This is a genomic window from Brevibacillus laterosporus, from assembly GCF_030489605.1.
Lineage (GTDB): Bacteria > Bacillota > Bacilli > Brevibacillales > Brevibacillaceae > Brevibacillus_B > Brevibacillus_B laterosporus_E.
Genome location: NZ_JAUKFY010000033.1, coordinates 1 through 12,688, shown reverse-complemented (window position 1 = coordinate 12,688; position 12,688 = coordinate 1). Strand labels below are relative to the sequence as shown.

The following is a 12,688-nucleotide window of genomic DNA, read 5'->3' as shown; positions in this document are numbered from 1 at the left end:
AAAATTGCGTAAAGGAAATTATGTTTCCTTAGGGAAAAAATATATGTAAAAAAAAGTACACCGATCTCGTGTATACATTTATATAATACGTCCACATCGTTTCATTTGTAAATATTTTTTAACCTTACGCAACTTTTTGTCTCAGGGGAAACTTTCATCCTGATTAAAAATGATCAACCTGCTGAAACATGCATTCAGAGTCTTTTAACCGCATCTTATAAATCTAAAACCCTCTGTCATGAAAATAGAACAGAGGGCTTCAAAATAACATATTCGGAATCATGCAAAATACGGTTGCTGGGCAGCTAATAGAGAAATGCTACTTTCTTTTACGGTTGATCCTTCAACGACTGCAGATGCTCCAGCGAATTTGCTATCTAGATTTGTAACTGCCTTCTCTGCCTAGCTTTTCTCCCTCTCCTCTATTTGTACAACTCCCACTGTCTACGTAACGTTTTTCTTTGCTAGACTTTTTTGTTGGCCATTTGCTAGGCTGGTCAAAATCATCCCTATTATCACGACAATCATTCCAAGTAAAGATAATCCTCTGGGAAATGATCCATGTAATAAAATAACTTCACCAAGAACGGTAAAGATCATCGTTCCAGATTGCGTGGATTCGACTGCTGCAAGCAATCCCATATTGTTTTTGGCCAAATCTGTTGCTAAGAAGAAAAGAATGCTTGCAATCACTCCAGAGAATAGAGCCAGCAATACGGCTTGAACAAATTGAGTTCCAGTCGGTAACCCCACCGTAACCGTTCCATAAATTCCTAAAATAATGGCAATTGGCAAACTGCTAATTGCCATTCCTAATGTACGCTGGAAGGTATCGATTCTCCCCTCACACAGCTCCATCATTTTACGGTTCCCCAATGGATATAAAAAGGCACCGATTATAACGGGTATAAATCCTAGCAAAAATGCCTGAGCACTTATATGGCCTGCTTGATTTACCTGCATGAGGATCACACCAAGCAGAATAATGACAGAAAAACGCAAGCTTTTAAAAGGAATCGCTTGCCATACTCTCGTATGACCTTTTAATGCTGGTACCGTTACAAAAAATAACGGCGAAAGCAATGCTCCCGCTAATATCGTAACTTGCCACGTCCCCGATGTTAACCAGGATGGACCATAAACTGCCGCAAAACTTAATAATGAATAAAAGCCTACACCACCTGCTGTCCCCCATAATAACCATTGAAATGGATGCTTGGCCATTTCCCGAAATAAATCTTTTAGATTTTTTCTAAACAATACGATAAGAAAAAGAAATGGAAGGGCTAAAATAAACCGTAAAGATGCCGTCCAAGCCCAGCTAGTTCCCCCAAGATTCATGGCTCGGTTTATGATAAAGGTCGCTGAAAAAAACAATGATGATAATATCCCAACTAGTACTGCTCTCATATATATTCACCTCTTTTTATCTGTCATGGTATACTATAATATACATACTTTATCATAATGTAAAGTATAATATATTATGAAATCGAATAAAAAATGTAATGGAAAGTACTTATAAATAGTAATCCTCTCTTCATTTGATATAGTATATTATATAAAAACAAGAAAAAAGTAAGCTAAACATTGAAAAGGGTGTATTAATACATGGGTTCTACTAAAGATGAAACAAAAAAACTGATTCAATTTGTAGGTACTACACTTCGAGAGCTTAGAAAGGAACAGAATTTAAGTTTAGAGGAATTAGCCGCAAAGACAGGAGTCAGTAAGCTTACGCTTGGAAATATTGAACGAGGTGAAACAAATCCAACGCTAGGGATGCTGTGGAAAATTTCAAACGGTCTTTCTGTACCGTTAATGACACTCTTAAAACCGGAAAATGAAATTAATATTTTACGTGCTGGACAAGGGCCACAATTTTCAGAAGGGGGTCAAGCATGGGTGCTCGAACCATTGTTTAATGATACAAGAGGAGGTATTGAGATGTATCGCGGCTTCCTGCAACCCCATTGTAGGTATGAGCCTGAAGCCCATCATCCTGGTACGATTGAGATTGCTACCGTAATGGAGGGAGAAGTTCAAGTAACGATCGGTGAAGCCACTTATACACTTAACAAATTCGACTCCATTCAGTTTACAGCGAGCGAAAAGCATGTTTACACAAACGTGCGAGATGAACAGGTTATACTCCATTTAGCCATCAGCTATAAATAGCTATAAATTATAGGAACAATGACTCCCGCCTTTTTTCAGTATATGTATACATATTTTTTAGCAAAAAGAAAAGTGCCAGTAATCTACTGGCACTCTATTTACGTTTTCGTGCTTGTCTATTAGCCTTCATACCAGCTTTTAATTACGACACGTTGCTGCCTAGCTCACCCTGTCAAACTAAAACTTGATAACTCTTTTTACTGTATCAAGAACCTTCTCCGCCAAAAAGGCTCCTCTTCAAGAAAGCTCTCTCATTCCCCGCCATCTCGCATCTATCCGTTAGTTATTTGTTCATGTTTTCTTCTATTGTTGAAAGAAAAAACATAACGACACTATCAATCCTGCTTACCTGAATCGTCTTTTAAAAAACGGGTCTTATTTCTCCCCCGACTTTCCCCATTAGAGTATGCCATGCACGTGAACATCGGCTTTGCTAAGCTTTTCTAAATGATCCTGCATTCGGCAAAACACGTTCGGATTTCTATGCTTATCGTGATTTTTTTATTCCAAATGAACGGCTAAAAGTAACTTTGTCAAATATATTTTTCGCTATTCAATTCACTGAAAACCAAATGATAAAATATTTTCATTAAAAATAAAAACAAATTATTTCAATGTGAAATTTGTTATTAATAAAAGGGAGGTTTTTCTTCATTAAGCACGCTTTGCCTTATTGCTGGGTATAATTTCAAAAGTTTTACGACCTTTAGAAAATATACTTGGATTAGCAACGTAATACTCAAATACTCCATAGAAAAGAGAGGATACCATGAAATTACCTAAAATGTATAAATGTTTGATGGCAACCGCCCTTCTTGGTCAATTTGCGACCTATCCAGAACTATCACATGCGGCTTCAAGCGAAAAGGAAGTAGTAACTACACAAGATGCTAATTTTAAAGGCTTAATAGGTTACTACTTCAATGATAAAGAATTAAAACAGACTGCTATGATCTCGAATTCAGAGACAGGCGATTTATCCATCGACAGCGATCAACTAGATGAAATGTTGCCTGAGGAATTGCAACAGTTTCAATCTGCCATGTGGAAAGGATTTATTAAAGTAGAAAAATCAGGTGAATATACGTTCTCCACGTCTGATAATGACCACACCGTGCTATGGATTGATGATCAACAAATCATCGATCACTCCTCCGCTACGCAAAAAATCGAACTAGAAAAAGGGAAGCTTTATAAAGTAAAAATGACTTATCAGCCTGAATCCTCTTCTGCTGACGAATTTGGCTTACAGCTTACATGGATTACTCCAAACGGAACGGAAGAAATTATTCCAGAGGGAAATCTGCTGCTTCCTGACATAAAAAATCAACCAGAGAATGAATCTGGCAGAAAAAAAAGAAGTATTTCAGCTTCTGATAACGAAGTTGAAGACAGTGACGGTGACGGCATCCCTGATTCCCTAGAAGTTGAGGGATATACCTTGGATGTCAAGAATAAAAAACTAATCCTGATGCCTTGGATTGAAAAAGTCCATGGAAAAAAACGCACGAAATCTGGAGAACCATTAACGAAATATACATCCTCACCTATGAAATGGAGCACCGCTTCTGATCCGTATAGCGATTTTGCCAAAGTATCAGGAATGATTGATAAAAAGGTACAAGTGAGAAATCCATTGCTTGCTGCATATCCTAATTTACAGGTTCATATGGAAAAGTTTATTATCTCGAAAAATAGAAATGAAACGCTGGAAAATGGCGGGAACACAACTAGTTCGATCAGTGGAAGTACATCCACAAGCAATACTCATTCAACAGAAGTTTCTGTTGGTGCAGAAGTCCATGCTTCCCTCTTTAATTTTGGTGGAAGTGTATCTACTAATTTGAGCGCCAGCAATTCACAGACAGTAACCATTGATCGTTCAAGCTCTGAGAGTTTGGGAAGAAACTGGTCCAAGTCCTTAGGCCTAAATGCAGGAGAGGCTGCCTATTTTAATGCAAACATTCGCTATGTTAATAATGGTACGGCACCTATTTATGAAGCAGCACCTACTACCTCACTCGTGCTAGGAGATAACGACACGATTGCAACAATTAAAGCAAAAGAAAACCAACTAGCAAATGTAGTGTTACCGGACCGTTTTTATCCGAGTAAAGATCAAGCAGCTATTTCTCTACAAACCAAAGACGATTTCGGTTCCAGCCCTATCACAATCAATAAAGATCAGCTTGATAGACTAGAACAAACACAGCAAATGCGCTTGGAAACAGACCAAGTTTCCGGTTATGTGGGTGTAATTGATCCTAAAACAAAATTAGTATCAGTCGATAAAGACAAGCAATGGAGTCATATCATCCCTCAAATTGAGGAAACTACTGCTCGATTAATCTTAAAAACAGATGATTCAGAGACAGAAAGACGAGTAGCTGCTGTTGATCCTGACGACTACATCGAGCAAACGAAGCCGGATGTTACATTAGGAGAAGCGCTCCAATTAGCTTTTGGTTTTGAAGACAAGGAAGGAACCTTATATTACAACAATAAAAGTATAGATGAGTTTAAATTGGTATTTGATGAAGAAACTGCTGAAAATATAGAAAAACAATTAGCAGATATGGAATCAGAAAATATCTATGACGTCCAACTGCATGCTCGAATGAATATACTAATCAAGCCAAAGAATGATGAACCTACTGATGAGGTTGAGGTATCTGGTTGGGAAACATTAGATGGAGAAGAGTATTACTATCGATTTGGCGTGATGCAAACGGGTTGGCAAACGATAGATGGGAAAAAATATTATTTTAATGAAAATGGTGCATTAGTACCCAGCAGAGTAATTGAGGACGGAACCTATCAAATAAAAACAGCATTAAAAAATACAAGTTTAGTTGATTGGAATAGAAGCGATAATAATATCACTGTGTGGGAAACAAACGATGGAAGTAATCAAAAATGGAAGCTAGAATATGATGATTCTCATCAAGCCTATGTAATTCGAAGCTTAGAAAATAACGATAAAATTATGGCGTGGAATGCTTATCAGGACTCCATAAATGTATTTGCTACACCGTTTGAAGGGAAACCCGAGCATTTTTGGATCCCTGAACGAATTGATAATGGATTCTATATCTTAAAAAACAAGAAAGATCCGACTAAAGTGTTAAATGTAGATGGTTCAGGCACTTCAAACGGGTCTAACATTCAGGTAAAAGATTACAAAGGCACTGAGAATCAAAAATGGGAATTAGCACAAGTAAAAGAAAGTTAAGCAGTCGGCCAAATAGCACGATGAATAGAACACAAAGTTGATACATCCCCCTCTCTCTATCCCTTAGATATCAAAATAACCCTCTTTTTCATAGTAATCACATAGATTTACTAAAAAAGAGGGTTGTTTTCTCCTATTGTCGGAAGCGCACGGATAGACGATAATCTGTTTTTTTGCTGTTTATTCAAAACACTACTATCTTCTAGGATTTACTACCTGTAAGGAGGAATTTAGATGCCACACAGAAATAAAATGTTGAAAGTCTTGAGTACAACTACTATGCTGGTAGCTTTAACAGCCGCTTCTCCCGCGTTTTCCCATATTACTTATGCAGCAAATGGAATACATGATGTAGAAGATAAAAAGAAAGAGGATAAAGAAAAGAAAGACAAAGAAGAGAAAGACAAGAAAGAGCGAGAGAAAAAAGCCAGAGAAGAAAGAATGAAGGAAGTCATAAAAGGAATTGTAAAAGCAGAAGGTAACAAGGAAGATGAGCAACGCTTAGAAGATACCCAAGCACTATTAAAAAAGCTACCACCAGAGGTATTGGAAATGTATGAAAAGGTGGGAGGAAAAATTCATCTGACCGAAAATAGTATTGCAGAAAATCCTTTAGTTGAAGAAATCAGTGAAAAAGACAAAAACATAAAAGATAGCGAAGGAAATGAGGTATCCTTAGATTCTCATGTTGTTTTTTCAATTGGCGGGAAGGATCCGGCTCTGATTATACATACGGAAGAGTTTTCGGATAGCCACACAAAAAGCAAAGAGGTTTATTATGAATTTGGAAAAGCAATCGCTCGTGATACGTTAGAAGAAAAGACTTTTGTCAATGAGGCATTTTTAGATGCTTTAGATAGTGTACAAGCAGATGAGGATGCCAGCGCATTACTCCTATCCCATTTACCTGATCATGAGGGGAATTTTGATTCTGAATATGTAAAAGAACACATCGATGACTTTCGCGAAGTGTTTGCACAAGCCTTTTCGTATTATTATGAACCCAACTATCAGCCTGTATTAAAGGCTTATGCGCCAGAAATGTTCAAGTACATGGACAAAATGAATAAAAATGGATTTGAAGAAATAAATAAGAGCTTGGATGCATCAGAAAAACAGCCAGAGCGAAAAGACTTCGCGGAAGATGTAACAGCCGCTGATACATGGTACAAAGAAATGTATAAGGATTATAGTCAAAAGCTCAAACCTGAACAAAAATCGGCCATCCAATTATATACCACTCAGAACTATAAAACGATCAATAAAGGATTACGAGAGAACGATTTGCCTCTAGACAAGATAAAAGAAGTAAGAGACATGTCAAAGGCTTTAGCCAAGTCTCCTCTCACAGAAGCGGGAACTGTTTATAGAAAAGTAGGAAAAGATGCGCTAGGCATTGACATAACCACTAATTTTAAAAACGAAAACGTTGTACAGAAATTGAAAAATCAGCTGGAAGGTTCCATTAGAGAAGAAAAAGCTTTCCTTAGTACCTCAGTAGCGAACCACTTTAGTGAATCGTTTGATGCGAAGACAGTTTTATTTAAAATAAATATTCCAGAAGGAACACATGCTGCGTATATTTTCGGAGATCTTGCTACCTATCAGGGAGAATCCGAACTCATCATTGATAAAGGCTCCTCTTACAGAATTGATAAAATTGACACCTACGAATACACGAAAAAGTCTGGCGTTAAACAAACAAATTTATTAGTAGAAGCAACGTTACTTCCGAGCCACCTTGCAGAAAATGTTAATACAGCAGCAAGAGAATTAGACAGACAGGGTCTAAAAGAAGAAAAAGAAGATCTTGTAGAAAAATTAATTGATTTAGATGAGTCTCTATCTGATCTTGACCGTTTATTAAAAAAATCAGACAAAATGGATAAGGAAGAAGTACTAGAGTTTTTTAATACGATTGTAGATAATCTCCGTCATGTTACTAAACAAGATGATGCTATCCTGGATTCACTAATAACAAGCAGCCGCAGCCAACAAAATGAAGAATATCAAATCTGGCTAGAAGATGTGAAAACAATGTATAACCATTATGAAACAATGCAACAATTACATGACAACGAAATCGTTGAATACGTAACTGCTTTGAAGAATAAATTAGATTCTATTACCAACTAAATAGACTCCAAACCGTTTTTCCGTAATCTATGCACCCCTAACGCTCAGCGGTAACCCATAAGGTTTTCCATTGACTGCTGAAGGGGTGTATTCCTTTTTATGTCGAGAATGATTTTTTGAGTAATTTGTTAGCCTCCTTTCATGCCTGCATAAAGAATAACACCTAAGATAACTCCCTGACGAATCGATCTATGTACACGTAAAGAGCCTCCCTTTCTTATCTATCCCCCAAATTTTTACCCATACTTATGTCCCAGGAAATAGCACGCCTCTTTACACGTATTTCTTACCCGGTGTTTTCTGCTTCCTTATGATTGCTTATAGTAAAATCCTTTTCACATATGCCATATGGATAAGGCTTGCAAGCTACTTTCCACAATAACAAGCTGCGGATAAAAAAAGGGACAACCCCTCCTTCTATCTCTGGAGGACTTGTCCCAAACGGTCATACCTTCACTCTGTCTTTTTTTAAGCAGCATTCTAGTTGAACCAAAATTATGTGCAGCGAGGTATACCTAACGCTAGCAGAAAGTTTGCTAATACCTCATTAATAGGTGTTCGAACTGTCACACCGGCAACTGTGACAACTAAGAAGAATTGATCATTTACTTCATCTATACAAGTAACTTCTACCATATTTTCACCTTCCTTCCGAGAGTATGCTACATACTATGAAAAGAAGGATTTAAGTGATAGGGACAACCTCCTAATTGAGTAAATTTCAACGAATTTACTAGTGTAACTTAGTCTAAAAAAATTGTAAGTCTCATCTTATCGCATAAAAATCCTTTGAGGGAACAAGATATCGGTTTACGGTACATCGTTTCAGCGATTTGATTTTACATGTAATGGTCTTGTTTTCGTGTGTGCCCATGTAAAATTTCCTTCTTGCAGACCACGACCTGTTCGAGCTGCTTCAAGTTCATCTTTAGCCGTTGCATGAAGCGCTATTAGTAATTTGATCCGCTTTTAACCCATTCATTTACGAAGCCGCCGCATCTATTGCTTTTCTGTCCGTACCACGAATTTGCTCTGCTGTACGAATTGGGTAATTTTTGAATAACAGTGAGCCAATATATCCTGAAAGAATGCCAGATACCATAATACATAAGAAGCATAATGTCACCTTCATCGGATCATTAAATCCGTACATAACCATAAGTCCTGCAATTGGCGTTGCTGTTCCGGTTGCATTATTAATCAGATCAAACATGGAAATAATAATTCCCGCTGTTGCACCACCAATAAAGTTCGTTACATAAACCGGAATAGGGTTTGCAGAAATGAGATCCGCTTGCGTTAACGGTTCAATCGAAACTGCAATTACGGTACGCTTATCTCCAAGCTTCATTCGTTTAAAGAAAACGTAATTCATAAAGGAAGAGCTTGTTACCGCCAATGCACCAATTGCCATCGGTAACCCTGTTAATCCAAGCAATGCTGTTAATGCCATTGAGCTTAACGGAGCAGTTGCAACAACTGTTATAATTCCACCTAGAATAATTCCCATAATAATTGGATTAGCATCAGTTGATGACGTAATAACTCCACCGATTTGCTTCAATGTTACTGTTACAATCGGGTCCATTCCTTTTGCAATTAATCTTGTTAATGGTGCTGCAATTACAATACAAGCAATTAAATCTAATCCTTCCGGTACACGTTTCTCAATTTGTTTTACTAAAAATGATATTAGATAACCGGCAATAAACCCAGGCAGCAATCCAAAACTTAACACAGAAGCCCCTACAAGCATAGCATAAACAGGTGATACCCCCATCGCTAAAGCAACCAAAGTTGCACCAGCTACCCCGCCTAGACTGCCGGAAGATTGCCCAACCTCCTTTAAAAAAGGTATACCGATTAAATCGCCACCAACGTATAGCTGAAAAGCTTCAACTAAAAAACTAGCAACGGCCGCACTTGCTAAAGCCCCCATAGCCTTCATTCCGTTTGGCGCTTTAAAACTAAAAAGTGAAAACAGACTTAGTACAAATAATAGCAATATCGTTCCCTTAAGAATCTCCATGATATCAACTTCCTTTTAATCAGGTTTAGTATGAAATAATGCCTAAAATCCAGTTTTCAAATTATGAAGAATTATAATACGCCCTCATTATAGCTTGTTTATTAGGAAACGTTTACTTTTAGTTAATTTAAAAACTTCTGACTTAAATATCATTCACTTTTCTTCCTATAAAATTACCGTAATGCATTACCAGTAAGAGGGAGTAAAAGAATTAGGCTCCAGCTTCTTGCTGCATAAAGTCGCATAGAGCTTGAGCAGCACATCCTCTTAAATCACCTGCCGGAGCTAAATCAGTGTAACTAACAGAGACTTTCTAATAATAATTGATGTAGATAGTCTGAGAACAGAGTGACATGTTCAGAAGAATATACTACGTTATTGAACTTATTTTGTTTTCCCTCAAGTTCCCAGATCTTATGTAAAGCAAGAAAGACATAAATAATTTCCCGAAAACTAAATATTACCAAAAATAAGTCATACACTAATATTACTAGTACTATCTTTCCTGTGTACTTACATTGTACTTGTAAAAGGAGGCGTTCCTATGAACTTTAAAAAAAATGGTATTTACAAAATCATAAACAAAAAGAGCCATAAAGTTATTGGGGTAAGTTATGGCGGAACTGAAGATGGAGACAGATTTGTCATTTATGATGATATTAATGCTCCTGATCAGAACTACATGTTTTTTTCTTTAGATAGCGGTTATGTAATTGTCCCACGACATAGCGGAAGAAGTATCGCAGTATCTTATGGTTCCAATCAGGATGGAGCTGAAATCCTTCAATGGAAGTATAGCAATGCAAAGGATCAGCAATGGTATTTTGATTTCATCAACAATGAATATTATTTTATACGAAACAACAATAGCGGAAAGGTTATTGGGGTATCTGATGGATCAGAAACCTCAGGTAGCTATCTGGTTCAATGGCAAAAAAACTATACAGCAGATGATCAACAATGGTATTTTAAAAAAATGAACGAGGAGTTCCCTGTACCCATTCTGCCAGTTTTAGGGACATTAGAACCAGCCCCTCGAATCACATCTGCTACCCAAAATTTAGTTGGCCAAACCAAACCAGTAACAGTCGGAGCTATTATGTTACCCTTCATTATGGTTCAGGACAATAGCCTTGATTTAGTGGTGCAGCTAACCGAGAGCCCCTATTATGTATTAGAACATCAGAGAAATTGGGCCTTATTAGCCGAGCATACCATTCCTAAATCAGAGGAGCTAGTGAAAGAACTAACCGTTGGTATGAAAACTACAGACCAAGAAAGTATGGCTAGAACCCTTAATATAGATGTTGGTGCTGATTTAGGATTAAATATAGGGGGATTAACTGCAGGCTTAAAATTGAATATAGTAACTGCATTATCTACTACCTTATCTCATACAACAGAAAAAATGACAGAGATCAAAGTTACTCGGAAAATTCATAATCCCTATGACATACCGCTTCGTTATGCGTCATACGGCCTGCAAGATATCTATGTACTAAAACGTACGAATGGCGAAGTTATAGGATCATGGTCAGTGAAGGATCCAAATAATATACACGACACAACATATCCGTAACCTCATTAGAACATAAGAAATGTCTTATTCCTTGCTATCTAACAGTACTGTTTCTTCATCCATAGACAAAAGAGAGCTGTTTGGACAATGATTTACAGCGAAAATATGCTCAGATATCTCAAAACACCTTTGCTGTATTCCTTCTCACAAGCAATACATAGTATAGCTAATGTTCATTTACTCTCTTCAATAAATATATATGACGAAACAAAAAGGCGAGCAAGGATTAGAAATCTATAAACATCTGATTTATACCCAAAAGCAGGAAAAACCCTTACGACTCAGTAGGACGTAAGGGTTTTGATGATGATTTCATATACCTTTTCTTCCCTGAACATATGAAGGTATTACCCCATTTTTCATTTCGCGAGCCTCACTGGATAAAAACCCTCACTAATTCTGTATATCCTTATGTACTTTTCGCCAGTATTGTCTTGTTTTCTCGTCACGTACAATGTAGCCAAGTTTTGCAAGTTCATTGCGAAGGTCTCTGATATCTTCCTTTTCTTTCTTTTCCAAGGCAATTTCTCGCGCCTTCATTAGAGCATTGGCAGATGGTGATATATCTGGGGTATCAAGGACCCAGCGCCGATACTCGTCTTTAAACGGGTCCCCTTCTGAAGCCCAAGGGTAACCATGCTTCTTAAAAGCATTGCTTATTTTGATAGCTGTTTCATCGCTTTGTTCTCGTACAAGCTCATATCCTGATTTCCCAAGGATGACCAGCTGTTTTTCATCCAAGAAAACTGTATCAATATCTTTTAAGGCAATTGTCTGCTTATACTCATCCTTCTCTAATTGTACCTCCTGACTCGTAATCGTTATGATCAGACATTCTTTAACAACGATGTAAGCAAACACTAGACCCGCAAGTAAACCAATCACTGCCAGCACGACAGTAGGCCAGAATCCTTGAAAGGAATTGATAAGTTTTAAAATTCCTCGGAATGGGACCCAAGGAAGTGTTATAGCCCATGCCGCTATTTTTGGAAGAAAAAAACCAAGAGTAAATCCTGCTATTCCGAATCCACCGTATAGAAAAATACCAGTCATTTTGGTATATCCAACAACTGTTTTTTGTTCATTCAATGATATTTTAGATGCCGTCATCTATTTTCACCTGCTTCATGTATAATGATCCTACTTCAAATCACGTCCTGCGTAAGCGATGAACGATTGCTTCTCTTCCCCATTAACGTTGCTGTGCTTCTTTGTTTTTTCCTCACTGCTGATGTTCATACAAAAGCTCTCCCTTGAATTTTTGATGGAATAATTAATTTTTCGAACAATCAATCAAATGTTATCGCAAAAAAATTTTATAGTCAATTCACTGTATATTTCTGAATTATTTTTGTTTACGTATGAGAGAATAATTGATTTTCCAATAGCATCATCCTGTAAAATGCGATTAACAGTAGAAGATTGCAGACTGCTAATTGTTGTTAATAGCGGCGTTTTTCTCTGTCAATTCGTTGATCTCCATGAATGCTTTAGTCAAACCAGCCTTTAAAAAAAGTTCTCTCACTCGCACAAC

General features: G+C 37.3%; 8 protein-coding genes. 4 read left to right on the top strand and 4 right to left on the bottom strand.

Going from position 1 to position 12,688, the window contains the following annotated elements; translation table 11 throughout:
* Positions 1-444: 444 nt before the first annotated feature.
* Positions 445-1,410: a DMT family transporter gene (locus QZ995_RS22000; protein ID WP_301811848.1), complete on the bottom strand. Its 966-nt coding sequence runs from the start codon at positions 1,408-1,410 to the stop codon at positions 445-447.
* A 201-nt stretch (positions 1,411-1,611) separates the two neighbouring features.
* Here QZ995_RS22000 and QZ995_RS21995 point away from each other — a divergent pair, with 201 nt between their 5' ends.
* From QZ995_RS21995 to QZ995_RS21985, 3 genes are all read left to right on the top strand, one after another.
* Positions 1,612-2,178 carry a helix-turn-helix domain-containing protein gene (locus QZ995_RS21995; RefSeq protein WP_301811846.1) on the top strand — a complete coding sequence of 189 codons (567 nt, stop codon included), beginning with the start codon at positions 1,612-1,614 and terminating at the stop codon, positions 2,176-2,178.
* Positions 2,179-2,947: 769 nt separating this feature from the next.
* The gene (locus tag QZ995_RS21990; RefSeq protein ID WP_301811845.1) at positions 2,948-5,410 is read left to right on the top strand and encodes a binary toxin-like calcium binding domain-containing protein; all 2,463 of its coding nucleotides are present in this window, start codon (positions 2,948-2,950) and stop codon (positions 5,408-5,410) included.
* A 234-nt stretch (positions 5,411-5,644) separates the two neighbouring features.
* A complete protein-coding gene (locus tag QZ995_RS21985; protein ID WP_301811844.1) occupies positions 5,645-7,546 on the top strand; it encodes an ADP-ribosyltransferase in 1,902 nt (633 codons plus the stop codon).
* Between the two features lie 495 nt (positions 7,547-8,041).
* On the opposite strand, the gene QZ995_RS21980 is transcribed toward QZ995_RS21985, so the two are convergent.
* Together QZ995_RS21980 and QZ995_RS21975 are read right to left on the bottom strand one after the other, a co-directional pair.
* The gene (locus QZ995_RS21980) at positions 8,042-8,182 is read right to left on the bottom strand and encodes a DUF3956 family protein (RefSeq protein ID WP_301811842.1); all 141 of its coding nucleotides are present in this window, start codon (positions 8,180-8,182) and stop codon (positions 8,042-8,044) included.
* A 346-nt stretch (positions 8,183-8,528) separates the two neighbouring features.
* Entirely contained in the window at positions 8,529-9,575 is a 1,047-nt protein-coding gene (locus tag QZ995_RS21975; protein WP_301811841.1) for a PTS sugar transporter subunit IIC, read from the bottom strand.
* A gap of 544 nt (positions 9,576-10,119) precedes the next feature.
* On the opposite strand from QZ995_RS21975, the gene QZ995_RS21970 reads away from it, so the two are divergent.
* Entirely contained in the window at positions 10,120-11,154 is a 1,035-nt protein-coding gene (locus tag QZ995_RS21970) for an RICIN domain-containing protein (RefSeq protein WP_301811839.1), read from the top strand.
* Positions 11,155-11,547: 393 nt separating this feature from the next.
* On the opposite strand, the gene QZ995_RS21965 is transcribed toward QZ995_RS21970, so the two are convergent.
* Complete coding sequence (locus tag QZ995_RS21965) at positions 11,548-12,264, bottom strand: YqeB family protein (RefSeq protein WP_301811837.1); 717 nt, start codon at positions 12,262-12,264, stop codon at positions 11,548-11,550.
* Positions 12,265-12,688: the final 424 nt, after the last annotated feature.

Excerpts from the sequence above, each read along its gene's own strand:
- QZ995_RS22000 (WP_301811848.1), bottom strand. The coding sequence starts at position 1,410 with ATGAGAGCAGTACTAGTTGGGATATTATCATCATTGTTTTTTTCAGCG.
- QZ995_RS21990 (WP_301811845.1), top strand. The coding sequence starts at position 2,948 with ATGAAATTACCTAAAATGTATAAATGTTTGATGGCAACCGCCCTTCTT.
- QZ995_RS21965 (WP_301811837.1), bottom strand. The coding sequence starts at position 12,264 with ATGACGGCATCTAAAATATCATTGAATGAACAAAAAACAGTTGTTGGA.
- QZ995_RS21995 (WP_301811846.1), top strand. The coding sequence starts at position 1,612 with ATGGGTTCTACTAAAGATGAAACAAAAAAACTGATTCAATTTGTAGGT.
- QZ995_RS21975 (WP_301811841.1), bottom strand. The coding sequence starts at position 9,575 with ATGGAGATTCTTAAGGGAACGATATTGCTATTATTTGTACTAAGTCTG.
- QZ995_RS21970 (WP_301811839.1), top strand. The coding sequence starts at position 10,120 with ATGAACTTTAAAAAAAATGGTATTTACAAAATCATAAACAAAAAGAGC.
- QZ995_RS21980 (WP_301811842.1), bottom strand. The coding sequence starts at position 8,182 with ATGGTAGAAGTTACTTGTATAGATGAAGTAAATGATCAATTCTTCTTA.
- QZ995_RS21985 (WP_301811844.1), top strand. The coding sequence starts at position 5,645 with ATGCCACACAGAAATAAAATGTTGAAAGTCTTGAGTACAACTACTATG.